The sequence below is a fragment of the Mycobacterium sp. genome, from assembly GCF_035570115.1.
Taxonomy (GTDB): Bacteria; Actinomycetota; Actinomycetes; order Mycobacteriales; family Mycobacteriaceae; genus Mycobacterium.
On sequence record NZ_DATMLH010000087.1, the window covers coordinates 69,419 to 93,992 of the forward strand.

24 protein-coding genes are annotated in these 24,574 nt (G+C 65.4%); 13 read left to right on the plus strand and 11 right to left on the minus strand.

Annotated features, from left to right (window positions below; translation table 11 throughout):
- Positions 1 to 4 precede the first annotated feature (4 nt).
- The 4 genes from eccCa to VNW74_RS07175 all read right to left on the minus strand — a co-directional run bounded on the left by eccCa (position 5) and on the right by VNW74_RS07175 (position 7,164).
- Positions 5 to 4,090, minus strand: a complete 4,086-nt coding sequence (gene eccCa, locus VNW74_RS07160) for a type VII secretion protein EccCa (RefSeq protein ID WP_325675909.1) — start codon at positions 4,088 to 4,090, stop codon at positions 5 to 7.
- A 2-nt stretch (positions 4,091 to 4,092) separates the two neighbouring features.
- A complete protein-coding gene (eccB, locus tag VNW74_RS07165; RefSeq protein WP_325675910.1) occupies positions 4,093 to 5,586 on the minus strand; it encodes a type VII secretion protein EccB in 1,494 nt (497 codons plus the stop codon).
- A gap of 139 nt (positions 5,587 to 5,725) precedes the next feature.
- Positions 5,726 to 6,046, minus strand: coding sequence for a DUF2710 family protein (locus VNW74_RS07170; RefSeq protein WP_325675911.1), 321 nt, complete (start codon positions 6,044 to 6,046; stop codon positions 5,726 to 5,728).
- A gap of 62 nt (positions 6,047 to 6,108) precedes the next feature.
- Positions 6,109 to 7,164 (minus strand): DUF5631 domain-containing protein, encoded by a 1,056-nt coding sequence (locus VNW74_RS07175; RefSeq protein WP_414686617.1) that lies wholly within the window; start codon positions 7,162 to 7,164, stop codon positions 6,109 to 6,111.
- Positions 7,165 to 7,659: 495 nt separating this feature from the next.
- On the opposite strand from VNW74_RS07175, the gene VNW74_RS07180 reads away from it, so the two are divergent.
- Positions 7,660 to 7,803 carry a hypothetical protein gene (locus tag VNW74_RS07180; RefSeq protein ID WP_325675913.1) on the plus strand — a complete coding sequence of 48 codons (144 nt, stop codon included), beginning with the start codon at positions 7,660 to 7,662 and terminating at the stop codon, positions 7,801 to 7,803.
- 10 nt (positions 7,804 to 7,813) lie between these two features.
- Here the strand turns inward: VNW74_RS07180 and VNW74_RS07185 are convergent, their stop codons facing one another.
- From VNW74_RS07185 to VNW74_RS07210, 6 genes are all read right to left on the minus strand, one after another.
- Positions 7,814 to 8,128, minus strand: a complete 315-nt coding sequence (locus tag VNW74_RS07185; protein ID WP_325675914.1) for a DUF2694 family protein — start codon at positions 8,126 to 8,128, stop codon at positions 7,814 to 7,816.
- Positions 8,125 to 8,442 (minus strand): ESX-1 secretion-associated protein, encoded by a 318-nt coding sequence (locus VNW74_RS07190; RefSeq protein ID WP_325675915.1) that lies wholly within the window; start codon positions 8,440 to 8,442, stop codon positions 8,125 to 8,127. The genes VNW74_RS07185 and VNW74_RS07190 overlap by 4 nt, the downstream gene beginning before the upstream one ends.
- 51 nt (positions 8,443 to 8,493) lie before the next feature.
- Positions 8,494 to 9,975 carry a DUF4226 domain-containing protein gene (locus tag VNW74_RS07195; protein WP_325675916.1) on the minus strand — a complete coding sequence of 494 codons (1,482 nt, stop codon included), beginning with the start codon at positions 9,973 to 9,975 and terminating at the stop codon, positions 8,494 to 8,496.
- Between the two features lie 136 nt (positions 9,976 to 10,111).
- Positions 10,112 to 10,474: a DUF4226 domain-containing protein gene (locus tag VNW74_RS07200; RefSeq protein ID WP_325675917.1), complete on the minus strand. Its 363-nt coding sequence runs from the start codon at positions 10,472 to 10,474 to the stop codon at positions 10,112 to 10,114.
- Between the two features lie 44 nt (positions 10,475 to 10,518).
- Positions 10,519 to 11,352: a C40 family peptidase gene (locus tag VNW74_RS07205; RefSeq protein WP_325675983.1), complete on the minus strand. Its 834-nt coding sequence runs from the start codon at positions 11,350 to 11,352 to the stop codon at positions 10,519 to 10,521.
- Positions 11,349 to 12,131: a helix-turn-helix transcriptional regulator gene (locus VNW74_RS07210; protein WP_325675918.1), complete on the minus strand. Its 783-nt coding sequence runs from the start codon at positions 12,129 to 12,131 to the stop codon at positions 11,349 to 11,351. The genes VNW74_RS07205 and VNW74_RS07210 overlap by 4 nt, the downstream gene beginning before the upstream one ends.
- Before the next feature lie 141 nt (positions 12,132 to 12,272).
- Here VNW74_RS07210 and VNW74_RS07215 point away from each other — a divergent pair, with 141 nt between their 5' ends.
- From VNW74_RS07215 to VNW74_RS07235, 5 genes are all read left to right on the plus strand, one after another.
- On the plus strand, positions 12,273 to 12,689 hold the full coding sequence (locus tag VNW74_RS07215; RefSeq protein ID WP_325675919.1) for a WhiB family transcriptional regulator: 417 nt from the start codon (positions 12,273 to 12,275) through the stop codon (positions 12,687 to 12,689).
- A gap of 125 nt (positions 12,690 to 12,814) precedes the next feature.
- Positions 12,815 to 14,197: an acyl-CoA dehydrogenase family protein gene (locus tag VNW74_RS07220; protein ID WP_325675920.1), complete on the plus strand. Its 1,383-nt coding sequence runs from the start codon at positions 12,815 to 12,817 to the stop codon at positions 14,195 to 14,197.
- 71 nt (positions 14,198 to 14,268) lie between these two features.
- Entirely contained in the window at positions 14,269 to 15,264 is a 996-nt protein-coding gene (locus tag VNW74_RS07225; RefSeq protein WP_325675921.1) for a pirin family protein, read from the plus strand.
- Between the two features lie 9 nt (positions 15,265 to 15,273).
- Positions 15,274 to 15,606 carry a GNAT family N-acetyltransferase gene (locus VNW74_RS07230; RefSeq protein ID WP_325675922.1) on the plus strand — a complete coding sequence of 111 codons (333 nt, stop codon included), beginning with the start codon at positions 15,274 to 15,276 and terminating at the stop codon, positions 15,604 to 15,606.
- Positions 15,607 to 15,645: 39 nt separating this feature from the next.
- A complete protein-coding gene (locus tag VNW74_RS07235) occupies positions 15,646 to 15,843 on the plus strand; it encodes a hypothetical protein (RefSeq protein WP_325675923.1) in 198 nt (65 codons plus the stop codon).
- 12 nt (positions 15,844 to 15,855) lie between these two features.
- On the opposite strand, the gene VNW74_RS07240 is transcribed toward VNW74_RS07235, so the two are convergent.
- Positions 15,856 to 16,446 (minus strand): DUF1345 domain-containing protein, encoded by a 591-nt coding sequence (locus VNW74_RS07240; RefSeq protein WP_325675924.1) that lies wholly within the window; start codon positions 16,444 to 16,446, stop codon positions 15,856 to 15,858.
- 307 nt (positions 16,447 to 16,753) lie between these two features.
- Between VNW74_RS07240 and VNW74_RS07245 the strand changes: the two genes are divergently transcribed.
- The 7 genes from VNW74_RS07245 (at position 16,754) to VNW74_RS07275 (ending at position 24,407) form a co-directional block, all read left to right on the plus strand.
- Complete coding sequence (locus VNW74_RS07245) at positions 16,754 to 17,875, plus strand: hypothetical protein (RefSeq protein ID WP_325675925.1); 1,122 nt, start codon at positions 16,754 to 16,756, stop codon at positions 17,873 to 17,875.
- Between the two features lie 30 nt (positions 17,876 to 17,905).
- Entirely contained in the window at positions 17,906 to 18,586 is a 681-nt protein-coding gene (locus VNW74_RS07250) for a hypothetical protein (RefSeq protein ID WP_325675926.1), read from the plus strand.
- A gap of 219 nt (positions 18,587 to 18,805) precedes the next feature.
- On the plus strand, positions 18,806 to 20,155 hold the full coding sequence (gene mycP, locus VNW74_RS07255) for a type VII secretion-associated serine protease mycosin (RefSeq protein WP_414686618.1): 1,350 nt from the start codon (positions 18,806 to 18,808) through the stop codon (positions 20,153 to 20,155).
- Positions 20,152 to 21,540, plus strand: coding sequence for a type VII secretion protein EccE (eccE, locus tag VNW74_RS07260; protein WP_325675927.1), 1,389 nt, complete (start codon positions 20,152 to 20,154; stop codon positions 21,538 to 21,540). Before mycP ends, eccE begins: the two co-directional genes overlap by 4 nt.
- Positions 21,541 to 21,584: 44 nt before the next feature.
- On the plus strand, positions 21,585 to 23,150 hold the full coding sequence (locus VNW74_RS07265) for a PPE domain-containing protein (RefSeq protein ID WP_325675928.1): 1,566 nt from the start codon (positions 21,585 to 21,587) through the stop codon (positions 23,148 to 23,150).
- A gap of 8 nt (positions 23,151 to 23,158) precedes the next feature.
- The gene (locus tag VNW74_RS07270; protein WP_325675985.1) at positions 23,159 to 23,476 is read left to right on the plus strand and encodes a YbaB/EbfC family nucleoid-associated protein; all 318 of its coding nucleotides are present in this window, start codon (positions 23,159 to 23,161) and stop codon (positions 23,474 to 23,476) included.
- Positions 23,477 to 23,564: 88 nt separating this feature from the next.
- Positions 23,565 to 24,407 (plus strand): type VII secretion target, encoded by an 843-nt coding sequence (locus VNW74_RS07275; RefSeq protein ID WP_325675929.1) that lies wholly within the window; start codon positions 23,565 to 23,567, stop codon positions 24,405 to 24,407.
- Positions 24,408 to 24,574 lie beyond the last annotated feature (167 nt).

Consider the following 24,574-nt stretch of genomic DNA (forward strand, 5'->3'; position numbering starts at 1 on the left):
CCGGCTATTGCGTCCGCTCCGGCGTCCCTACCAACACCCCTTCGATCTCCCCGTCGGTGGTGACCAGGAGCCCCCGCCCGGCCGGAAGTTGCTGCGCAGCAACCCGACCGTGCACCTTGACGTTGGCTGGGTCGTTGTCCATGAACAATGTGGGCGAACGCGATCCGGTCAATCTCTGCAGCAATGGGTTCATCACCACCTGTGACGCCCAGTTGCCCGGCAAGCGCGCAACGATGACGTGCAGGCCAATCTCGCGGCTGCGCTCGATCAGGCCCCACAGCGGTGCCGTCGCCGCTGGCTTTAGCACCTGATTGTGGGGTCGCAGCTCGTGTTCGTCATCAAGCAGGACGAAGTGCTGCGGGCCCTCCCATGATTTGAGGTTCAGCAGCTCTTCCTGCGTTAAACCCGACGGTGGGAGGCGGTCCTGCAATTCTGCGGCCAACTCGCCGAGCACGGCGTCGATGTCGTCCGCCGTATACGCATAGGCACGCACATGCGGACCTTGGATCTTCCCGATCAGCGTTGTCTTCGGATCGATGATGGTGATCTGCGCCTGCTCGGGACTGAACCGGCTGGTAATGGCCTGCCCGATGGCGGCCAGCGTGGTGGTCTTGCCGCACAATTGGCGGCCCATCACAAGCATGTTGGGCAGTACGCGGGCAGGGAGGACCACCGGCTGAAGGGCGCGCTCGCCAATGGCGAACGGGATGTCCAACGGGTCGGCCGCCGGGGCGGCGTCGGCGAAACTGGCGACGATGTCGCTCAACGGCACCCGCTCCGGCAAGCGGGACAGCCGTTCTACCTTTCCGGTTCCGGTGACCTCGGCGAGCAGCGAACCGACGCCGCGGGTGCCCACCCGTTCACCCTTGGTCCCGGTGATTTCGGGCACCCCGATCAACACCTCGTATCCGTCTTTGGTCAGCCCGAAGCCCGGCCGGTCCAGCGTGTTTCGTGCGGCTCTGCGCTGTTCTATACCCGTGCCCATTTGCGATTCATCCGGGTTGCTGAGCCGAAGCTGGATTCGAGCATTCGACACCGTCAACAATCCTTGCTTTTGGCCCACAAACCAGCCATTGGCGCTGCTCATGACGTGCACGCCGTAGGACAGGCCTTGGCGCGCGATCGCGATCGCCCGATCCCCCATGCCGGGGTCCTTTTCATACAAGTCGCCGTAGTTGTCGATGACCAGAAAGACGTCGCCGAACTTGTCGTTCGGGTCCGTTCCCCCGCCACCGGCCGCCCCGAACCGTCGCTCCCGGAATTCGGAGATATCGATCTGGTAGTGCTTGAACGCCGCCTCACGGGCACGGATCAAGCCCTCCAGCGTGGCGATGGTCCGCGACACCCCTTCGGAGTCGTTCACGCTGACGACACTGACGACGTGCGGCAGCTCCTCCACCGGATAAAGCGCCGCCCCGATGCAGAAGAAGGTCACGCGCTCCGGCCGATACATCAAAGCGGCTGAGGTCATCAACGTCATCAGAGTGGTGGATTTACCCCGCTGGGCAGTGGCGACCACCATGACGTTGTCCATCTCGGCATGGACCGCATGAACCCGTTGTTCGTGCTCGTCGGGAATGTCAACGATCCCGACCGGAAAGACCAAACCCGGGTTCTGACCGTAGTCAACGTGCCAGGGCTTGTCGCGCCAGTACGCCACCAATGCGTCGACATGTTCACTGACTTCCAATGGGGGAAGCCAGATTTGGTGGGGCAGCCGGGCCGGGTGGGAGACCAGCGATTCGCGGATGACGTCGAGGATTTTCTTCTTCTTGAAGCCGTCGGTATGGAAGAGGAACTCGTCGGGTTCCTCGGGTTCGTCGGCAACGGCCAAGGCCTCGGTGTCCTGGGCGCTCAGCGGCTGATACTCCCAGGTGAGGGGGCGCGGCTGGGAGAAGCTCACGTCGATTGTCCTGTTGACATTCGCGACCTTCTTGGGCAGCACGAAAGGCGCCGATAGGTAAAAGCATCGGAACGGCTCCAAGTCGCGCGGGCCGACCTTGAGCAGGGCGTACCCGTTCTCCTTCGACGGCAAGTGCAGCGCCGCGTCGCTCCCGATGACGTCGCGGGAGTCCTCGGCGGTTTCCGCCCGTAACGCCACCCGGAACGCGATGTTGCTCTTGGCCTTGCTGAGCGACGACAAGTCCAGGCGCTGGCCGCCCAGCGTAAAGAAAACGTTGCAGCCGCGGCCTTCCTGGCCGATGTGGATGACGAGCTGGATCCACTCTTGGTGGTGGTGGAATAATTCTAGGTACTCGTCGATGATGACCAGCAGGATCGGAACGGGCTCCAGATCTCGGCCGGCTAGCCGCATCTCTTCGTACTCGTTGGCATCACGTGCGCCGGCTTCCTTGAAAAGTCGGTACCTTCTGGCGATTTCGCCGTTGATAGCTTTGCGCATTCGTTCGGCGAGGTGCCGATCGTCCTTGCCCAAGTTGGACAGCGAGCCCGCAACATGGGGCAACCCCTCGAGGTCCTGCGCGGCGGATTCGAACTTCATGTCGACGAAGATCACGATGAACGATTCGGGCGAATGCGTCAGCGCGATCCCATTGCACAACGACAGAAAGAACTCTGACTTGCCTGAGCCGGAGGTTCCGATGACCACGGAGTGAAAACCAAAGCCGCCGAAGTCTTTCGCTCGGAAAATGACGTACTGCAATTCGCCGCCGGTTTTCACCCCGACCGGCACCATCGCCCACTTCGGGTCGCCCCGGCCGCGGCTCTCGGCCCATAGTCGGTCGACGTCGAGCTGTCGCGGATCGTTGATCCCGAGCGCCCGCAGCAATTCACCTGCCTGGCTGTCGGTTTCGGACAAATCCCCGGCGCTCATCGGCGACCAGCGCGCCACTGCTCGTGCATACCGGTTGGCCGTGCTCTCGGCGAGCATGTCGGCTACCGCGTAGAACGCGCCGCGATGATAAAGCCGCCCTTCTCGCACGTCGAAACGTTGATCCTCGTCGGCAAAGCCCACGCCGACCCCGGGTCGGGCCGCCAATCGCAGCACGGTAATGCCGGCCATGCCTTTCTGTCCGGTCACACCCTCCCACTGTTCGGGCGTTCCCACGCTGTCGTCGACGATCACCCAGTGCGGGCCCAGCCTTGAACCCGACGACTCCATCGGCGAAGGCATCGACGTCGGGGTGGCCCCCACCGGCGGGGTCCATGGCCCGCGGCCCTTGCGGTGCAACTCGGCGTCCAGCGCGTCCTCCAGCTCGGTCGGCGAGGCAAACACCAGGCGGCGCAGACCACAGGCATCGAACATCTCGTCATGCTGGTTGTGCGGCAGCCAGACCAGCCACGACCACAGCTCGGGATGGCGGGTGACGACCATGAGCTTGAGGTCATTCGGGCTGTGGTAGACCGCCAGCGAACACAGCATCGAGCGGGCCAGGTTATGCACTTCGTCGGGATTGCTGCCGATGAAGCTGAAGCCTGGCTTGGAGCGCAGGCTTAAGACCTTGCCGATCCCTCGAATTTTGCTTTGCTCGAGAATGAAATCCCGCAGCGCGCCGCCGGTGACCGGCTCGAGCTCCTCTCCGATCGGGACCTCGGGCCATTGCAGCGACACCGCCGAGTCGCTGGCCTGCTGGATGCCGATGCCGAGGCGGACGTCGAGAAAATCCTGGTCGCCGGCGCGCCGCTCCCACATCCGCGGCCCGCCGATAACGGTGTCCAATTTCTGCGGATCGCCATGGACAAACAGTTGGCTACGGCGCTGGTTCTGGGCGGCGCGTTGTACTTCGTCGCGGTCTTCATCGAGCTGGCGCAGGTAGATACGTCGCTGCTTTTCCTGCTCGCCCCAGGAGACCCGCCGTCCTCGCCCGAAGCGCCCGCTGAACATCAACGCGCCGAACCCGGCCAGCCCCATCATCGGGAAGAACCCCGACTGCAGTGATCGGACCCCGGAGGTGTACATCACCACCAAGGTGCCGATGATCCCGACCAGTAGCGCCGGAAGCGCGATCATCAGCAGGATGTTGCGAGGCTCGCGCTCCGGCAACGCCAGTGGGGCGGCGACCGCCACCCGCACCGGCGGCACCGCGGGCGCCGGCTTCCGTGCCGCCCGTACGAAACCGCGTTTGGACATGCCTAACCTCCGACCTGTTGGTTAGCTTCCGGGATCGGGGCAACCGCGGCGCCGCCAGAGATGGTGTCGCGGGCCAACAGCGCGCTCTCACGGCTGATGGCCGGTCCGGCCGCAAACGTGCGTACGATCGGCCAGGGCGCCTGCACGGCGCTGCCCGGGTTCAGCCCCAGGGCCTGCAGGGTCTTCTCGTCCCATTGCACCCCATATCGAACGCCCTGCGGTGAAAGCCAGTACAGGCTTTCGCGACTGTCCGAGGTGGCGACGCCGCTGGTTGTCGCGACGAAGTTCGCCGCTACCGGCAGCACCAGTGCCTGGTCGGCCTCCACTGAATCGGGATTGCGGTCATCGCGTACTAGCCGAACCAGACGCTGATCCATGCCGATCGGCACCGGCAGCCCCCGCCCGTTGAAGACGCTGATCGCCGCCTGCGGGTCGGTGGACTGCTTCTGCCATGCGACGCAAGTCACCGGATTCGCCGCCGAATCAATGAAATTCAGCTTGCCTGGAGGATAGTAGCCGACGTTGAGCACTTCGACGACGGGAATATGAATCAGCTTGTCCGGTGACACCAGAGTCGGGGTGCCAGAGCCCTGTGCGAGTGCGGTGCGGAGCAGATCGGCGACGAAACTGGTGATCTTTTGCACGCCATCGGGCAGCAGCGCGTAAAAGCCGGTAACGACGCCGTTGGAGTCACGCGTTTCCAGCACACTGCCAACCGTCGAGCCCGGCAGCCACGTCGACGGTGTGCCCTGATCCGGAATCGCCGGAACGACAAGGGGTTCGGTTGCCGGCAGGGTGTCGAAGAGGGCGTTGGAAATCGCGATCGGGTAAGTCACGCCCGGATCTAGGCCAAGGTTGAAAGTGACCGATCGGTCGGTCGGGTCGATTAGCGACCGTTGCCCGCCCCAGATCACATACGTTGCGTCTTTGTGGGTCACCAGCACGGCCTGCGACGGCCCCATCGGAGCCGCCCGGCCCGCCGTCGACAGCTCTCCGGCGATCGATGTCACCAACGGTGGCCCCCCGCTGCCGTGGGTCGGTGCGGTGTCGCACACCGACCACGCCGACACGGAACTCGGTGTGACGGTGAGACTGTCGGGCACACCGGGAATGCCGATCATCGGACCGGTCGGGTACTTGGCGATCTCGGGTGGCTTGACCCAGGTGGGTGCGGCTGCGCTACCGACGGCCAACCGCGCCGACGTGAGGTTCAGCGCGGGATACAGCCGCCCGTTGATCTTCGCATAGACCGCGCCGGTATCGCGGTTTCCGATGATCGCGGACTGTCCCACCAGACCGGCGGGTTTCATGACGTGGAGGAGCGCCATCCAGCCGACGCCGATGAGAACGAAAACAACCGAGAGCGCCACTGCCGCTTGTTGTTTCCGGTCATCGTGCTTCATCCGCACCGAGAACCGGGTGATCGCAGCCTTCAACCTGCGGTTGTAGAACAGGTGTCCGGAGTTCTGATCTCGGTTCGAGAGATTGAGTGGCACCGTCAGTATCCTTTCGGCGGTCGATCTGCATCCGCCTGACCCACCAATGCGGCGAGGCTCTCACCGTTTCGGCTGACACCGTAACGGTCATGGCTGCGATCTAGCAGCTCGAATGCCTTCAGCGCCAATCGATCCCACGTCACTGGAGGGATCCGCCGTACCGTGCCTCGTTTTCGGCTTCGGCCTCTTCCCGCAACGCGGCGATCGCGAGGTTCAACCTGTCGGCGAGCTCGCCGTGCGTGTAACCGGACATGACGGTCGGATGCAATATCAATTCGACCAGCCGACCATCTGAATTGACAACTGTCTGAATATCGCCGAGATCGACGCTGTACGTAATCGCCTCGGCTTGCCCGACCAGCGCTTCCCACTTATCGGCGGCCTCGCTCAGTTCGCGTAGAACCGATTCGACGAGATCCTTGTCGCTGAGCTGCGCGCGACTACCCGACCCCGGCATCATGACAGTATCTCGAGCCCTCCCACCAGCGTCAATTCATTCTCTGCACGCTTGAGCGCTCAGGCCTACGGGCCGGCTTTCCATCCGCCGGCCCACGGCACACTGAGCATTTGGAACCAGGCGAAGTGATAATTTGCGTTCACAAGGTTCCCGGTGGCGATGCCCTCAGTGGCGGCCAGCAGCAAGCAATTAAGCAGCAACCCGGCATCGATATCGGGGTATTGGGCAAATAGCTGGTAGCGCGAGGTATCGAGGTACACCCGCAAGATGTCGATTTCCGCATCGTTGACACCCGTCCCCGCAGCACCCGCCTTGGCCAACGTGTGAACCATCCTGGGAAGACCATCGCGCCAGTGCGTGGCCTCCCCCAGCAGCCAGCCCACGTCGTCGACCGCGGGGAGCTCACGCGGTTGCGCCGAGGTGTCGGTGACGTCGTTGTCGGTCGCCCAGCCCAATGGATCGCTGGGGGCGTAGGTCGCCGACATCGTCGTCTGGCCGAGTAACGCCGCCGCGTTGCCCGTGCGTCGGTCCGGGCTCAGCAGCCGGACGTCTGCGGGCAGGGTAATTCCCGGCGGTATCCAGCCGTGCGCAAGGTCCGTGACCAATAACGTCGTCCCGTCCTCACGCTTGCCGACGGCCCAGCGCAACCCGGGTTCCTGCCGTGCCACGAATTCGAGCAGCCTTTCCAACCGTTCGCGCTCGGACTCCGATTCGGCCGACGCCTCGGGCAGCAGCGTGGTCGCAGCGTCATCGACCGGAATCTGCGCGAGCGGTGCGATCTCCTGCATAACGGCCGCAATCGCCTGGAGCACGTCGGTGTCGTCCGAGGGAGGCAGTGGCGCCAAGAGATCCCGTTCGGCGGATTCCAAGTCGACCGTCGTCGCCGGTTGCTCCGCCGTGGCGAGCGGTTCGGTCCATCTCTCGTACCGGTCTTCGTGCCCGTCGACTACCGCCGCGCGGTGCTGGATCTGCTCCGGAATTTCCGGCTCCGGCGGTGTGGGTTCGTGAGCGGGCCTATTCGTGTCGGTTGGCGCTGGAGCGGCGACTTTGAATCGCCGTGTCTTTTCGGTGTCATCGGCGCCATTTACCGCACCATGTTCCGCCGGCAATTTCGGCGTCATGTTACGGAGATGACGAACTGTCGACTCGACTCGCCGAACGGCAAAGGCGCGAGCGCCTTTCATCACTCGAGCCTCTTCCGCCAGCCGCACCGGATCAGTCAATCCCGCTCGCCTGATGCCTGAGAGTTCTTCGTTCGCCGAATTGACAATCTTTTGCAAGTCGGCTTTCAGATATTTGACGAGTGGAGCCGTCTCAGCGGTAACTGTCGACAGCTCGGCTGGCCACAACCCGCCCGTCACCCATGGGGTGCAGTCGACCGGAGAGCTGAATGCCGGAATCTTCAGTGATTCTTGGGTAGCTCTCCGAAGGCGCTGACGCGCCGTATTCCTACCGAAGATCGCCACCGGCCAAGCGTACCTTCATCCTCGGATCGACGACCTCTCTGTTTGTCCTGCTCGACAAAGGCCCGCGCGCCGCCGGTAAAATGCCAGCGCACGTCTTTAGGACGCGGTAAGTGAATTGTCGGAATATCCAAGTCTGGGTAGCGTAGGCGTGTGGCTGATTCCGGGTTGCAACAGCAGCTGAACGAGGTACGCGCACTGCTTGGTCGGGCGCGAGAGTTGTTCGGTGCCAATCCGGTCGAGCCGCCCACTGATATCGCTCCGGATCGAGACGCTGTTAAGACCTGGATCCGCTAGGCCGCGCTCGTCAAGGCTCCCGATCGTTTGGGCGCTGAAGCTCATGCGCCACCAACCTGTCGATCGCCATGTCGAGATCGTTGGCGGTCGGAACTCCGGCGGACGGGGTGTAGCCGGCCGCCACGATCTCGCCACGGACTTCCATCGCCGCCTTGAGATACGAGACGTCGGCGGTCAGCAAGATGGCCTCCGCCAAGCTTTCCGCGTTGGTGCTCATCGCCGCCTCGCTCAACGTGACGCTGTGCATGTACCCGCCACGGCAGGAGCGGACCAGGATGTGCCCGCTCGGGTGTACGGTGTCGAACGCGGGATCGGCCTCAGTCATTGACTGTCGTCAGGGATACGTTCGAGTCTCCGGACGGCCTCTGCTTCGTGTTCTTCCCACATGTTTGCCGATCTAGTCAGGTTCTCGGCTATTTTCGCGTGGCTGTCGGCCTGTTGCTCGTAGCACATGCGTCGTCGCTCAAGAAGTTCGCGGCCGGCTTCGCGGAGCTCGCCGAAGATCGGCCCCAGCGAGTCCAGGCTCCGTTGAATTGCCTGGTGCGAGGACGGGATGGTCCGTAGATACTCGGACGTCTCTTGATGGTGACCGGCAGCTTCGCGCAAGTTGGCGGGCACCACGTGGATTCGGTCTGCCATCCGCTGTCTCCTTGATATCTGTTGGTGTGCCGGCGTGGCGCCGGATTTCTACTACGCTCTCTCGAGTCTCTCGGCCGTGGCCGGCCTGGTGGCCGCCGGTGGGGCGGTCCTGTCCGGTACGGCCGTTGCGATCGGTCCAGGAGGATGCTCCCAGCCTAGGAAGCTGGGCCCGTTCACGGTGGAAATGTGCTGGATCTGACCGTTGAGCACGGCTTCGCTTTGACCGAGGGCAAGAGCGTGGCGATCGGTGAACATGCCGATGTCCCCGGGTGTGAGTCGCGACGGGTCGACCGGGTCGCTGACCGCAGTCCCCGGCGGCGGAATGGTAATCCCTTCCTGGCGAAACGCATCTGCGATTGGCATCCCGCCCGCGGCCGCCTTGATGGCTGCGGCGAGCTGAGGATTGGCAGCGGTGACCGTTTCCCCGGTGGGCAGGGTGACGGTCGTCGGGCCGGCCGGCGGCTGGGTCGCCGCGGATTCGGCCTCGTGATGCTCCGCCCGCTCGTCGCCGTCCTTCGCCGAGGATGCCCGGTCCTCCGGGTCGTCGGAGTCCAGCAGCCCGTCGTCGAGGTCCTTGGGCGAACCCTTGTCCGCGGCGCCTTGCAGTGGCCCGGGCAGCGGAAAGCCGCCCGGCATAGGCAAACTGGGCATCGCTCCCCCGCCCGGGATGCCTCCCCCTCCAAACGCCGGAATACTCGGCATCGTCGGGGTCATCGGCGGCGGTGACGACGGGATCTGTGGCGGCATGTCCTCAGTTAGGAAGCCGGAATCGTCGGCGGGCAGCGAATCAAAGTAGGGTTCCAAACCGGTATCGGCTGCTGCTGGCCCGCTTTGGCCCGCGCTATCGGCTGCAGAACCAGTGGGCCAACCGATGGGCTGGCGGGATTGGTCCGCACCACCCACGTCGGGCTTGGAAGCGTTGTACAGCGATGTCCAGGCGGCCATCAAGGCCGAGCTCGACGTGTCGTCAAGGCTTGCACTGGCCACCACGGCGCGGATATCCCTGAGCTTGCCGATCAGGAAGCGCTGAAAGTCGCGCGCCCCTGCCGGGGTGTCCAAATCGGATCGCGTCGTGACCGCCGCCTCGATATCACGCTGCAGTCTGTCCAATGCCTCCCGACCCTCGGCGTTCCTTTGGTGCGCATTGAGAACCGCCGTGACCACTTGCAGATCGATCTGAGCAGTTGTCGAATTCTGTTGTGCCAGAGCGGCTTCTGCGTCTCTGATGGTGTCTGCCGCCGCGCCCTCCTGATGGTCGGCGGCGGGATTGTCAGGTTGCGGACCCGCTGGCCGGCGGGCGGCAGGTCCCGTCTGCGGCGGGACCATCATCTGCCCCGTGCTGGAGTCGAACAGATCCGGATGCTGTTGGCGGATCGTGGCAATAACTCCGTCCAACCGTTGCGGGCTTGCTGCAAATATCGTCACCACATCCGTTATGTCTCGCGGTGTCAGACCGGCCAGCCAGGCTGCTGGGTCGCCCGTGCATTCCTTGACGTGCTCGACCGCGGCGAGCACATCGTCAGGCGTCGCCATCGCTCAGCAGAGCGACGTTGCGTGCGAGATCGGATCGGTCTGCGGCCCCACCATGCTGGCGACACTAGCCAGGGGCTTCGCTGTCGACAATTCACTAGTACACAGCGGTACCCGGCAACGCGACGGCAGCGAAGCGCTAGCCGGCGGAGGCGCTGTAGTGCGCCGTCAACTTCTCCAACAAGGCCTTTTTCGCGGCGTCGAGCTCGTGGGCATCGGACACCACAGCCAGGATCTCTCGTTGCTTGGTGATCAGGAACTTCTGGAACTCCCGCGCCCCCATCGCGGTATCGAGCCCAATGGCCGCCTGGTTCGCCACTGCGAGGTCGATGTCGGCCGCGATCGCGTCGAGCCGCCTGATGCCGTCCACCGTTGCGGCATGCGCGCTGGCGAGTGCTTCCGTGAGAGCGCAGTCGGCCTCCGCGGCCGCCGCATGTTGCCTCGCTAGCGCGGCTTGCGCGTCCCCGATGGCGTCGATCGACTGCCCGGCCTGGTCCGCCATGGGTTGACCGTACTCACGGGCAGAGCGCTCAACAACCATCACCGTCACCCCACCGGGCGCCGGATCTGCACGCCGGTGCCTAGCGGGCTGATCCGGACCGTAGCGCCGGCATGGGGTGCTTCGACGACCAGGTTGTTGCCGATCGCCATCTGCACGTGTCCGGTGCTGGGGAAGACCAGGTCGCCCGGGCGTACCTGTGCGGGCGGGACCGGGATTCCGTCATGTATCTGCTGATAAGTGGTGCGGTCCAAGTGAATTCCCGCCCGCGCGTAGGACCACTGGGTCAGCCCCGAACAATCGAACTGGTCGGGCCCGGTTGCGCCCCAAACGTACGGCCTGCCCAGCCGTGACAACGCTGCCCGTACCGCGATGCCGGCGCGAGTGTTGGCTGGCGGCAACCGCAGCCCGGCCCGGTGACCGCCGCGGGACATGACTCGGTAGTGCAAGGCGCGCAACGCCGCCCGATGCCGACGGGCGTGCTGACGGGCGTCCAACACATGCGCTCGTTGAGCCCGCAGCCGCGCCACCCGGCGGCGCATCGCCTCGCGCTGCGCCATCGGCGTGTCCGGTGTTGCGGTGTCGGCGCGGGCCTCGTCGAGGACATTCCGGGTCAGGGTGCGGGCGTTGGCGTGATCCCGGTGCGCGCGCGACGCCGTCGCGGCGACCTCGGCATCAATCGTCTCGGCCGATCGCAGGGCTTTCCGGCTACGGTCGACTGCGGAACGGTAAAGCTCTTGTCCCCCTCCGGTATTCAGTCCCGCAGCTCGCTCTAACATCTTGTCGTACCGGGCCGCCTCGACGTCCACCGGTACTGGACGAGTAGGGCCGGCAAACAGTTGGTGCGCATGGCTTAACGCCGCCAATTCGTTCCCACTCACCATGCTTCTCCTCCCTTGGTGTCGTCGTCACTCCCGTTGCCGTCGGCCAGATCAGCGAAGGCCCGCACGCGTGGTAGCGCTCCTGGCGGGATGACGCCCCGATTTCGGATGTCCCACATTTCCGCGGCACTGACGCCGAGCAGCGCTGCGATGACCGGCTCCGGCAGCGATGAGTGGGCGCACGCCCGGTCGAACCGCGCACTGAGACTCATCGGCATGCGCTCCAGGAGCGCACCGCGCGTGGTCTCCAAGGCCCGCAGATGCCGCATCAACCGTCCTGCCGAAGCTGCGTCGGCGTTGACCGCGACCCGCCAGGAGTTGGCGGCCAGCATCTCAGCCTTCACGCACTGTCCGATCACAGAGAGAATATACGTCTCATATTCGTTTGATGTCGTCTCGGGTAGTCGCTCGATCACCGAATTCAGGGCATCGAGCTGAGCTTCGGCGTATCCTTCGAGTACTTCCGTATCGGTGTGCCGGTCCACGACAATGGGCCCGGTGGGTCGCGTAGGCGTGGGTTCTGCCGGCCCGACGGCCGTCAACCGCTCCAGTTCGGCCGCCGGATCGGCGGCGACCACGAGACGCGAGTAGGTACCCGGCGGCAGGCCGAGCCCATTCTCTACCTTCTGAACAGTGCTTTTATGTGGCTTACGGGCTCCTCGCTCGAGGTAGCTCAGGCCCATGATGCTCACGCCCGTTGCCGAGGCGAAGTCGGCGAGCGACCAGTCGCGCGACTCACGCAGCTCCCGGATGGCCGCCCCTGCGGATTCGCGGCTCACCGCAGCGCTCCGGGCATATTCGAATACTACACAGGCGTACGCGTTGTCCTGCAAATATACGTTTTCATCACGTTTCTCTTGCCAAGGCTCGCGATCAGTGTATACGATTCCGCATACGTTTCAGGCTAAGGAGGCAAACTGATGGGGCATCCATGTTCGGTCAACCCGGAGTTGTGGTTCGGCTACGCCGACGATGACGGCGGTGACGGTGCTGCCAAGGCACGCGCTTATGAACAGTCGGCCACCGAGGCGCGGCTGCTGTGCCTTCGGCGGTGCCCACTGGCACAGCAACGATTGTGCGCGCGATACGCCGTCGAGAACCGGGAAGAATACGGCGTGTGGGCCGGTGTCAAACTGCCTGGCGGCCAGTACCGCAAGCGTGAACAACTGGCTGCAGCTCACGCCGCCCTGCGCCAGATCGCGGCCGGCGAGATCAACTCACGACAACTGCCCGACAACGCTGCGCTGCTGGCGCGGCGCGAGGCCGACACCGTGCCGGTGACCGCCACGGTGTTTCATCTGCCGATCCGCCGCATCGGGCCGCAGACGGCGGCCTGACTCGTTGCAACGGTTGGGTTGAACCGGCTGACAGGGGGTAATACCAGGGCGACCGACACTGGGGGATCGACGACCCGCGGCGACGACGACGCCGCCGGCGCAGCCCGGATCAAGGAGTGACGCGCATGACGTTTGACTTGACGCCGACGGCAGCGCAACACGACCTGGCGCGGCGCACTCACGAGTTCGCCGAGTCGGTCGTTCGTCCTGTCGCCCTTGACTACGACCAGCGACAGGAGTTCCCCTGGCCGGTGCTGGAGGAAGCCGCGCAACGCGGCTTCTACAGCCCGCTGTTCTACCGCGACCTTATCGGCGATCCGACCGGTCTTTCGTTGCCGATGTTCATGGAGGAACTGTTCTGGGGTTGCGCTGGAATCGGTTTGGCGATCGTCATGCCGGCGCTGGCGCTTTCGGCCATCGGGCAAGCCGCCTCTCCGGAGCAGATGCTGGAGTGGGCGCCGCAGTGTTTCGGAACCCCGGGCGACCTCAAGCTCGCGGCGCTGGCGATATCCGAACCGGAGGGCGGCAGCGACGTACGAAATCTGCGGACCTGCGCGCGGCGCGACGGCGGCGACTGGGTGATCGACGGTCACAAGATGTGGATCGGCAACGGAGGTATCGCCGACGTGCATGTGGTCAACGCGGTCGTCGACGAAGAGCTCGGTCACCGGGGCCAGGCGTTGTTCATCGTCCCGGGCGGCACACCCGGTCTGAAGCTGGTGCGCAAGCTCGACAAACTGGGCTGCCGGGCATCGCACACCGCCGAGCTGCTTCTCGACGGGGTACGTGTTCCGGAGGCCAACCTGCTGGGCGGGCAAGAAAAGCTCGAACACAAACTTGCCAAGGCGCGGGAGGTCGTCGCCGGCGCACAACGTTCCGGCTCGGCGACATTGGGCACCTTCGAGCAGACTCGTCCGATGGTCGCCGCCCAGGCGATCGGCATCGCGCGGGCTGCGCTGGAATATGCCACCAGCTACGCCACCACACGCGAGGCGTTCGGCGGCCCGATCATCGACAACCAGGGCATAGCTTTTCCACTGGCCGAGCTGGCCACCCAGATCGATGCGGCGCGGCTGTTGACGTGGCGAGCGTCGTGGATGGCGGCCAAAGGGATCCCGTTCGAGCGTGGCGAGGGTTCCATGTCGAAGATGGCCGCCAGCGAGGTTGCGGTCAAGGCCACCGAGCGGGCCATTCAGACGATGGGCGGTTGGGGCTACATCACCGATCACCCGGTGGAGAAGTGGTATCGAGATGCCAAGCTGTACACCATCTTTGAGGGCACCAGCGAGATTCAGCGGATCGTCATATCCCAGGCGCTGGGCGCTTCGGAAGGCGCTCCGCCGCTGCACGTCGAGATCGAGCCGTCCGGTGGCCCGTTGAACCGGATGTTCGGCCGCGGCACGCTGCTCCGGACTCGCGTGGGCAGTGCGGCGCTTTCCGCGAAGGACCGGGTTCCCGAACCGCTGATGCGGCTCGCCATGCAAGTGTTGCGGCCACCACGCAAGTAAGCCACCAGCTCTGCCGCCGCCGCGTAGTGTTGCGGTGTCGGCGCGGTATCGCCCCTGACGAAGGGTGGACGATGAGCAATCTCGAGACCGCGCCCGTCGAAGTTGCCTGTCGCGCCTCGCATCTCGAGGGCCTGGAGGTGTTGCGGCCACGGGAGGTCCCGTTGGGCGGCCCGCGTGCGATCCTGGTCCGCCGCACGCTTCCGCAGCGGCAACGGTCACTCATCGGCGCGTGGTGTTTTGCCGATCACTACGGGCCGCACGATCTTCGAAGCTCCAGCGGCATGGACGTCGCGCCGCATCCACACACTGGGCTGCAGACAATCAGCTGGCTGTTCAGCGGCGAGGTGGAACACCGCGACAGCGCCGGCGTCCATGCCGTCGTTCGCCCCGGTGAGCTCAATCTGATGACTGCCGGCGCCGGAATTTGCCACTCGGAGGTATCCGTCGCAGCCGATCGCGACGCGACGTCGGTACTGCATGGCGTGCAGTTGTGGGCGGCGTTGCCGGATTCCGATCGCAACACCAGTCGTGACTTCAGCCACTATGCGCCCGAGCCGATCTCGCTGCCGGGCGCCGTCGCACGCATCTTCCTGGGGCGGCTGGCCGGCAGCCGCTCGCCGGTGCACACCTTCACCCCGCTGCTGGGCGCCCAGCTCGACTTGGAAGCCGGCGCCCGGGTGACGTTGGAGGTCGACCCGGCGTTTGAACACGGCGTGCTGTGCGACCAGGGCGCCGTTGCCATGGACGGCGCCGCGCTGGCCGTCGGCGACCTCGGCTATCAAGCCCCGGGCAGCTCCGCACTGGTGCTACAGAACGACGGCGATCGGCCCGGTCGCGTTTTGCTGCTGGGCGGCACACCGTTCACCGAGCAGCTGGTGATGTGGTGGAACTTCGTCGGACGAAGCCACGACGAGATCGCCGAGTACCGACGGCAGTGGGAAGAGGCCGACGAACGCTTCGGCGCCGTGCACGGCTACCAGGGGACTCCGGCAAGGCTGCCCGCACCCGCACTGCCCACCACCCGGCTGCTGCCACGTCCCTCCGCCGCCGATAGACCGGGTAGCTAAGGAACGCAGATGACCACGGACAAGACCGGCGCCCAGACCACCGTCAGCGCCGCAAACGGGAAGTACACGATCGCCGTCGATGGCGAGACCGTCGGGCTCGCCGCCGTCGCTGACCACGACAACCAGCGGGTTTTCTACCACACCGAGGTCGATGAACGGTTCGGCGGACGCGGCTTGGCGAACATCCTGGTGCGGGAAGCTCTCGAGGCGACCCGCGCGGACGGCAAACGCGTCGTCGCCCTCTGCCCGATGGTTGCCGCGTTCGTCAAAAAACACCCGGAGTTCGCCGATATCACTGACCCGGTCACTCCGGAGATCCTGCGATGGGCGGATACCCTCTAGGCGCAATAGCCGGCGCGCGTTGTCGGCATAATCAGTTGCGTGCCACAAACACACACGGCGAAAGCGCTCGCCAACCCAGATCAGCCGCACCGCGCCCTGTTGCACGAGTTGGAGCGCTACATCGAGGCCCACAATCCCGACGTGACCGACGTCAACGTGGTCAGCGCGACGGACACCGGTCAAGCCGACAACCATAAGCCGGTCCGACACTGGTACCACGTCACGTACGAAGCCTGAGAGGCCGCCCGCCTAGAGACCGCTGAGCGTGCCGATCACCTGGACGGTGACCGCCAGAATCACCGTGCCGAACAGATACGACACCATCGCTTGCTGCAACGCCGAGAGCCTAATTGCGCGATTCTTCAAGGTCGTGTCCGTCACGCCATAGGTCACGGCGATGGTGAACGCCAGATAGGCGAAGTCGGCGAAGGTGGGCTTCTCGTCTTGATTGAAGTCGACCCCGCCCACCGGTTCGGTGTAGTACTGCACCGCGTAGCGCAGGGTGTAAACAACATGCACCGCCAACCAGGAGGCGATCACACTTAAAAACCCCACGGCGGCGGCGATAGCGCTGTCCGGCCCTTTGACATTGCTGGCGACGAGCAGGTAGGCGACGCCTGCGAGGCTGGCGATGCTGGCTAGCACCACGATGGTCTCGGCCGGCCGGCGCGCCGGATGTCGCTGCTGCACAAGGCGTTCGATTGCATCCGCGGTCATGCCGGCGATGCTCGCCCAGGTCCAGATCAGATAGACGGCGACGGTCGCGATCCATCCTGCCGGCGGGGCGTACCGCCAGCCCGCTGTAGTTCCAACCACGGCGGCAGCGGCGACGCCGATCACGGCGGCGAGTCCAATGTGCACCGTTCTCGACTGATCCTGCTGCAGCACAGAGGGAATGCGCATCGCGCCAGCTAAACACGCCCGGCCTGTGATTCCGTCGTCGAATCACCAGTAAACGGTGACGCGATTAGAACATTTGTGACAAACCATGGCGGCGTGGCTGGCTCTGGCAGGCCAGCAGTGCCGCCGGGAAAGAATAATGTGCTCCGACCGCCCGGGTCCACGACAATAAAAAGTGTCAAAAGCAGTGCCAGCCGCGCAGTAATGTTTTAGCTACACACCGCCGCACGCGGAAAGAGGTCGCGTCATGGGCGTCCCGCCCGATAGCAGCCCGTACGGGTCGCAGACATTGATGGGTCCCGGCTGGCCGAATGTCGAGGAGGAAACGCTCACGGCGGCCGCGCAGGAGTTCGAACAGCTGGCGGCGCACCTGACCGGCGTCGTGGTGCCGCAACTGCAGGGGCAGCATGCGGGAATGGCCAACAGCTGGACGGGGCCCGCGGCCGACGCGGCGCTGGGCGAGGCCAGCACGATCATCAACGGTCATGAAATCAATGCCGCCCAGGCCTCGGCCATCGCGCTGCAGCTGCACGCCATGGCGGCGGCCGTGACCAAAACCAAGGCGATGGTGAACGCGACCGCGCAGGAGACGCAGCACGCGTGCGAGGCGATTGAGGCCATGCCGGTCCAGAACAAAGACGAGCTCTTGCAAAGCATGGTCAGGCTGGGCCAGTCGCAGAACATGGCCGACGTCACCGCCAGCACCAGTGAACTGGCGAGCAATCTGGGCGTGCCGGCCGTCAACCCCGCGGGGATACCTATCCCGCCCGGTGGGGCGCCGGGGGCAGGACAAGCCAGTCAGGACTCGCAGCAAGGCGCCCAAATGATGAGCCAGTTGGTCTCCCAGGTTGGGCAGCTGCCGCAGCAGCTGGGCCAGGGCTTGGGTGGTGGGCAGGGGCTGCAGCAGCTGACCCAGCCCTTGCAACAGATTTCGTCGATGTTCGGGCAACTCGGCAAGGGAGGGGCTGGCGGGCCAGGCGCGGACTCATCCCCCTTCGCCGCGTTCTCCGGTCACCCGGCCGCGGGTGGCTCGGGCGCCGGTTCGGGGGCGGGAATGATGCGCGGCGCGTCGGTGCCCGGCGCCGGCGGCAGCTCGCCGCGGACCCCGCTGATGGCCAAGCTGGTGGACAAGCACACCAGCACCACCCCGGCGGCGACCGCCGAAGAGCACGGCGCGCTGGCGGGCGTCACCGCGACCGCCGGTGCGGCACCCGTCGGCGCCGGCGGCGCCATGGGCGGAATGGGTGGAATGGGCATGATGGGGATGGGCGCCCACGGAGGCGGTGGAGGAGGCTCCCGAGCGGGTCTCGCGGTTCCGTCGCCGCTCGATCACGACCTCGCCGAGGATGAGGGCGACGATGAGTGGTGAGCAACGAATCCCGGAGAGGAGGCGGTCCCCATGAACTTCTGGAGGGGGCAGGAGCAGAACTGGCCGGCCACGACGGGGATACAAATGCCCCAGCTCCCGACGGTGACGCCGGGCGAGGACCTGATGAGCCAGACGATCGCTGGTGTCCTGCCGACGCTGGGCGCCCCGTTGGAAGCCAATATGGCGGCGTTGCAGGGCAAGGAGACGATGTTCTCGGGCAAAGTGGCCGCGTCGAACGTCGCATATCAAGGCTCCGAGGACTCCGGGGAGCAGGGCGTGATGCAAGTGGTCCAAATGTTGGGCCAATTAGGGGGCCAGGCCGGCCAGATGGCCGGCGCTCCCGCGCAAATGGCAGGGCAGATCCCCGGCAGCTTCAGCTCGTTGATGCAGCCCATGATGCAGGCATTCCAGGGCGCGGGCCATGGTGGGGGAGAACACGCATTCGGCGGGCAGGGCCCGGATAGCGGCGGCACCGGCGCCGGCCAAGGTCCGGGCGGTATGGCAGGCGCGCAGCAACAAGAGCGCGACGACGCCAAGGCTCCCGCTCAGGCTCAGGCTGGGCCTCAGCAAGACCGTGACCGGGATGACCATGCCGCGGCCGGACCGCAAGCAGGACCTGGCGACAAGCTGCAAAGCCTCAGCCCGGTTCCGGAGCTGCCGCCCGAGCATGCCCACCGGGACGACGGCGAAGACCTCGCCCGAAGGCTGTAGCAGCCCACCGGACGAAGTCGCCTGCGATGAGCGACCCGATGAGCGCAGCTGGCCGCGCAGAAAAACCGGAACGGGCTAGGTTTCCCGAGCCGTAGGATTAGCGGTGACTGCGTGCCGCCTCATGGGTGCGAATATGTTGCTCTCGGCTGGGTGGTCCGCAGTTTGTCGTGTCTGCGGTGGCCCCGGTTTGATCAGGCTGGTAGCGGAAAGGGGTGGTCGATGGTGCGCCGTCTGGCCGTCGTGCTGGCGGCAGCGACGCTAGCGTTGCTGACTGCGCCCCCGGTTTTTGCGATCGCGCCTCCCGTTATCAATCCGGGTGCCATGCCGCCCGACGAGATGGGGCCGGACCAACCCACCGAGCAGCGTCGGGTCTGCTCGGCGCCGACGTCATTCCCCGGTGCTAACTTCGCCGATCCGCCGTGGGCCAACAACTACCTGCATGTCAGTGAGGCGCAGAAATTCGCCACCGGCGCCGGGGTGACGGTCGCGGTGGTCGACACCGGGGTGAACGCATCGCCGCGAGTACCCGCCGAGCCGGGCGGAGATTTCGTCGACAAGGCGGGCAACGGCCTGTCTGACTGCGACTCCCACGGCACGTTGACCGCGTCGATCATCGCGGGCCGGCCGGCTCCCACCGACGGATTCATCGGTGTCGCGCCCGAAGCACGGCTGCTGTCGCTGCGCCAGACCTCCGAGGCGTTTCAGCCGGTCGGCGCGCACATCGACCCCAACGATCCCAATAGCACCCAGACGGCCGGATCGATCCGCAGCCTGGCGCGGGCGATAGTGCATGCCGCGAATATCGGCGCGAATGTCATCAACGTCAGTGAGGCCGCCTGTGTGAAGGTGACCAGACCGGTGGACGAGTCGACGCTCGGGGCGGCCGTCAACTACGCCGTGAACGTCAAAAACGTGGTGATCATCGTCGCCGCGGGTAACACCGGCCAGGACTGCACGCAGAATCCGCCGCCCGACCAATCGATACCCAATGACCCGCGAGGCTGGCAGGAGGTCCAAACGATCGTCACGCCGGCGTGGTATGACCCGTTGGTCCTGACGATCGGCAGCTTCGGGCAGGACGCACAACCCAGCAACTTCTCCATGCACGGGCCGTGGTTGGGGGCGGTGGCCCCGGGCGACAACATCATCGCGCTGGGCTACGACGGCAACCCGGTCAATGCGCTGCAAGGCCAGGACGGCCCGATTCCGATCGCTGGCACCTCGTTTTCCGCGGCATACGTGTCCGGGGTGGCCGCGCTGCTGCGGCAGCGGTTCCCCAACCTGACCGCGGCGCAGATCATCAACCGGCTCACCGCCACCGCGCGACACCCGGGGGGCGGAGTCGACGACCTCGTCGGCGCCGGCGTTGTCGATCCGGTCGCCGCACTGACCTGGGACCTTCCGCCCGGCCCGAAGACCGCGCCGTTCAACGTCAAGCGAATCCCACCGCCGGTGTACATCCCGCCGCCCGACCGCGGCCCGATCACGATGGTGGTCGTAGCAGGTCTGGGCTTGGCAGCGGTGCTGGGCGTGGCGGCGCTGACCCGACGAGCATTGAGACGCCGATGAGCAACGTGGTCGGCCTGCGCTTCACCAGCGGCCATGCAATGGTGGCGGCGGCTTTGGCGCCGGCGTGCGTCGCGGCGTCCATCAGACTGGGCTACCTGTGGGTCGGCGTGACGCTGGCGGTGGTACTCGTGCTGGCGTCTGTCGTCACAGTGCGCAACCGGCGCCTGACCGGATGGATACAGGCGTTGAACTCGTGGCGTCGACGGCGCCGCAGCGCTCCTGCATCTCCCTCGGTGCCCGCGGTTGGTGCGACGGTGCTGCCCGGAGACCACGTGGCCGTGCGCTGGCAGGACGATCACCTGGTCTCGATCATCGAGCTGATCCCCCGGCCGTTCACCCCGACGGTGATCGTGAACGGAGGAGCCCACACCGATGACGTGGTGGATACCCGGCTGGTCCAGCGACTGGTCTCGGCGCACTGCCCCGATCTGGAGGCCGACGTCGTATCGGCCGGATACCGCGTCGGCAAGACCGCTCCGGCGAACCTGGTCGGTCTCTACCAGCAGGTGATCGGCCCCTATCCTGCGCCGGCCAACCGCCGAACGTGGATTGTGCTACGGGCCGATCCGGAGACGGCGCGCAAATCGGCGCACCGGCGTGACGTCGGCGTCGCCGGGCTCGCCCGGTATCTGGTCGCATCAACAACGCGCATCGCCGATCAGCTGGCCAGCCACGGCATCGATGCGCGCTGCGCACGCAGCATGGACAGTTTCGACCAGGCCACCGAGATCAGCTTCGAGCATGAGACCTGGTCTGCGATCAAGGGGCGCAGCGCGTTTACCGCCGCCTACACCGCGCCCGGTGGTCCCGACACCTGGTGGTCGGCGCGAGCCGACCACACCATCACCCGAGTTCGTCTGGTGCCCGGGATGGCGCCGCAATCGACGGTGCTGCTGACGACGCTGGCCATTCCCAAAACGCCGCGCGGCTTCTCGTGCCTGTTCGGCGGCCAACGCGCGGCTCTGCAGGGGCACACTCCAGTCAACGACCGGCACTACCAGTTGCCGATCGGGTCGGCGGGTGTGCTGGTCGGAGAGACGTCGGACCGCTACCCCGTCTACATGCCATTCGATGACGTCGACGTCAGCATCAACCTGGGCGATGCTCAGTTGTTCACGCAATTCGTCGTGCGCGCGGCGGCCGCCGGCGCGGTCGTCACCCTTGAAGAGCGGTTTGGGGAATTCGCCAGTTACGTCAACGGCCACATCGGGCGCGTCAACAAATTAGTGTGGCCGAACGCTACGACCTACCTGGGCCCGCAACGGGGTGTTGGCCGGGTAATTCTGCGAGACAACTTCATCGACACGCCGCGGCACCGGCAATTGCCGATACGTCTGATTTACCCGCGGGAGGAAAGTCGCTACCAGTGGGCGCTCGAGAAGTGATTAGCGGCGAGTTGCTTTGGAGTATTTATCCCTGAGGAGGAGGCATGGGAGACGAACTTAGGGTCGACACCAATGATCTGCGGGCCAAATCGAATGAGATCAACGGCATCAAGTGGGCCACGCAGGGAGAGCAATCCCCGATTACGCCGCCGTCCGCGCTGACAACGTCTGTGGATGCCATTGCCAACCTCGCTAAGAACGCGCAGTCGGTTTGGGAATACCAAACCTGGGGCTTCACCGAAGGAAAACGGCTCGCAGAGTCGCTATACCGCGTCGCGAAGGCATATGACGAGGTCGATCTCCGGGCGACGAGCGAAATCAATGCCAACAAACCGATATCGAGTGGTCCGATCAACCCGGGCAGCCCCTCGATCCCGCCGGCTGCCCACCCAACCTCGCCGGGAATGCCGGGCAAGGTTGGCCATGGCTCCGGTGACCCGGAAGAGGTTGAAAACGCCTTGAAGAACGGCGATCAGGGCGCTGCGCTTGGGACGGTTGCGCAATTCTGGCGTACCACCGGCAACAACCTTCAGACGGCTGCCGAACCCTTTCATGTGAGGATCCGAAACTGGGAGGGCGCAGCTTCTGAAGCCGCGTACAGCCGATTCAACAACTTCGGCAGTTGGCTCCAAGGCTTGGCAGCCTCGTGGCAGCAACTTGCCGGTGAGGCCGATAAAATTCACGATGCCCACACAGCTGCGCGCGCCCAGCACACCCCGATTTACGAGCAGTGGATGGCACTGAAGAAGCAACTGGAAACCGCCAGCGACGACCAGAAGCAGGGCATCCTCGGAAACCTTTTCAAGCTATATGCGGACTCCGAACACGTTCGCGCGCAATATGAATCCGCCGCCACCATCGATCGGGTTCAACCACCCGAACCCCAGAGCGGGGATCTTTCGTCGACGCCGGTCTATACCAACGGCGATCCACGCCGGCCGGCCGTACCGGCTAGCGACGAGGAGCAGCCGAGCCACCCACAAGGCGAAACACCGGCCCTCGGAGGTGGGGGCGGCGGGTCACCAGGTGGGTCACCCGGCGGTGCTACCCCGCCAACCGATGCAGCCTCGCCGATGGCGGCGCAGCCCACTCAGCCGGCGACGCAGCAGCAGCCCGCGGCCTCACAAAGCGGCGGGTCGCCCAGCAGCCCGTCGGAAGGCAGTCCTGCCGGCGGGTCGCCTAGTGGCGGACTGCCAGGTGGATTGCCGGGCGGTATGCCGGCCGCGGCCAAAGCCTCCCCGCATCTGCCGAAGGGCCCGAGCATGAAACCAGCGTCAACCGGAGGCGGCGGCGCGGGCGGCGGAGGCGCTGGACCACTGCAGCCCGCGGTGACCGGTTCGGCCGTCGCGGCCTCGCACGCCCCTTCCGCGCAGGGCGCCGAAGCCGGCCGGGTCGGCCCGACCGCCCCGGCGGGCGGCGGCATGGGCGGCGGCATGCCGATGGGTCAGGGCGCTCAAGGTCAGGGCGGCAGCAAGGAGAAGCGGCGCAGCCCGGGCCTGTCCCCCGACGAAGAGCTCTACAAGGAGGACCGCGCATGGACCGAGGGCGTTATCGGTAATCGCCGGCGCAAGGACGTGCAGGACGCGAAGGATTCCGAGGAGTCGAAGTGAGCGCGGAGATGCATCCGCAAGTGGCGGCGGTCTTGCAGCAAGCACAACGGTTGACGTCAATCATGGACGAGCAGCTGTACAAGATGAAGTCCGAGAAGTTCACGGCCACAGATGAATCCAAGACGGTCGAGGTGACCCTCAACGGACATCAGTGGCTCACCGATGTCTTCATCAACGACGGTCTATTGCGGCTCGGCGCGCAAGTCGTCGCCCAGCGACTCAACGAAGCACTGCAGAACGCGACAACGCAAGCGAGCGCGTCCATCGAAGCGGACTGGGAACGCCTCGACGCAACGTTCACCGAGATCGCCACCGAGTTCGGTTAGTCGAAAATTTGCGCGCTAGAGCAGGTCCGGGCGCCCTTAGACTTATGCGAAGCGCACCAGTCGATGCGCCGTTGAGATGAGGAACACGATGGGCCAAGACAACCTGTACACGGACATCGACGGTCTGCGCTCGTTCGCCCAGACCCACGACGATGTGTCGACCGGGATGTCGGGGTTGACCGCCTCGGCCTATGACGCGGCCGGTGTCGCTGCAACACACGGGCCGATCGCCTCCGATGTCCACAACTCCTTGCGCGGGGTAATCGACGCTCGCCAAGGCGCGCAGCGCTCGGTGTCCGACATCGGCGAGAGGCTGGCGGCGTCGCTGCGGCAAGCCGCGTACTCCTACGAAGGGGTCGACCACGGCTCGGCAGAACGGCTGCGGACCGCGGCGGACGCGGTCGAGGGTGCTACCGCACCCGGTAGCACCGGTGGGACTTCGGGTTCGGCGGCGAACGGCGGGGGCAACTTCAAAGACGTCAGTGCGACCATGACCGGAGCGATGAAGGACGCGGTGGGCGCGCTTGGCGGAGTGCTTGGGCCCATGACGTCGGGGATTGGCAGCGCGGCCGGATCCCTTGGCAGCGGACTGTCCAGCGCCGCCAGTGCGCTCACCAATAGCCTCAGCCAGGCCGTCAGCCAAGCCGCCAAGGCCGCTCCCAGCACGGCGAGTGCTGTTCCCGCCGCGGCGTCGACCGGCGGTGGCGTCGAGCAAGCCGGCCACCAGGGCGGCCAATCAGATCACCAGGGTGGCCAATCCGATCACCAGACGCACGCCGGCAGGGACGACTCGGCCGCTGTCAAAGAGGTATCCGATGTCGGCGCTGACGCGGGGCCCGGTGAAGATACCGCCGCAGGCAAGGCGCCCGCGGAACACGTCATTCTGGCGCGCAGCACGTCGGCGCCAACGGGTGGCGGGACGGTCGTCTGACTCAACTTGCCTAAGTGGGCAACTCTTGCGGTGCCCGGCCCAGCGATACATGTCGTTCCGAACGGACATGTAGGGCGGTTTCCCGTGCTCTGATTGACTAGACCGCTAGGGATTTCGCGATCAGATACGGGAGAGCGCGGGTGGTGCGCCGAGGGAACCGGCTGCGG

Excerpts from the sequence above, each read along its gene's own strand:
- eccCa (WP_325675909.1), bottom strand. The coding sequence starts at position 4,090 with ATGTCCAAACGCGGTTTCGTACGGGCGGCACGGAAGCCGGCGCCCGCG.
- VNW74_RS07170 (WP_325675911.1), bottom strand. The coding sequence starts at position 6,046 with ATGATGCCGGGGTCGGGTAGTCGCGCGCAGCTCAGCGACAAGGATCTC.
- VNW74_RS07175 (WP_414686617.1), bottom strand. The coding sequence starts at position 7,164 with ATGACGCCGAAATTGCCGGCGGAACATGGTGCGGTAAATGGCGCCGAT.
- VNW74_RS07185 (WP_325675914.1), bottom strand. The coding sequence starts at position 8,128 with ATGACTGAGGCCGATCCCGCGTTCGACACCGTACACCCGAGCGGGCAC.
- VNW74_RS07190 (WP_325675915.1), bottom strand. The coding sequence starts at position 8,442 with ATGGCAGACCGAATCCACGTGGTGCCCGCCAACTTGCGCGAAGCTGCC.
- VNW74_RS07195 (WP_325675916.1), bottom strand. The coding sequence starts at position 9,975 with ATGGCGACGCCTGACGATGTGCTCGCCGCGGTCGAGCACGTCAAGGAA.
- VNW74_RS07200 (WP_325675917.1), bottom strand. The coding sequence starts at position 10,474 with ATGGCGGACCAGGCCGGGCAGTCGATCGACGCCATCGGGGACGCGCAA.
- VNW74_RS07215 (WP_325675919.1), top strand. The coding sequence starts at position 12,273 with ATGGGGCATCCATGTTCGGTCAACCCGGAGTTGTGGTTCGGCTACGCC.
- VNW74_RS07220 (WP_325675920.1), top strand. The coding sequence starts at position 12,815 with ATGACGTTTGACTTGACGCCGACGGCAGCGCAACACGACCTGGCGCGG.
- VNW74_RS07225 (WP_325675921.1), top strand. The coding sequence starts at position 14,269 with ATGAGCAATCTCGAGACCGCGCCCGTCGAAGTTGCCTGTCGCGCCTCG.
- VNW74_RS07230 (WP_325675922.1), top strand. The coding sequence starts at position 15,274 with ATGACCACGGACAAGACCGGCGCCCAGACCACCGTCAGCGCCGCAAAC.
- VNW74_RS07245 (WP_325675925.1), top strand. The coding sequence starts at position 16,754 with ATGGGCGTCCCGCCCGATAGCAGCCCGTACGGGTCGCAGACATTGATG.
- VNW74_RS07250 (WP_325675926.1), top strand. The coding sequence starts at position 17,906 with ATGAACTTCTGGAGGGGGCAGGAGCAGAACTGGCCGGCCACGACGGGG.
- mycP (WP_414686618.1), top strand. The coding sequence starts at position 18,806 with ATGGTGCGCCGTCTGGCCGTCGTGCTGGCGGCAGCGACGCTAGCGTTG.
- eccE (WP_325675927.1), top strand. The coding sequence starts at position 20,152 with ATGAGCAACGTGGTCGGCCTGCGCTTCACCAGCGGCCATGCAATGGTG.
- VNW74_RS07265 (WP_325675928.1), top strand. The coding sequence starts at position 21,585 with ATGGGAGACGAACTTAGGGTCGACACCAATGATCTGCGGGCCAAATCG.
- VNW74_RS07270 (WP_325675985.1), top strand. The coding sequence starts at position 23,159 with ATGCATCCGCAAGTGGCGGCGGTCTTGCAGCAAGCACAACGGTTGACG.
- VNW74_RS07275 (WP_325675929.1), top strand. The coding sequence starts at position 23,565 with ATGGGCCAAGACAACCTGTACACGGACATCGACGGTCTGCGCTCGTTC.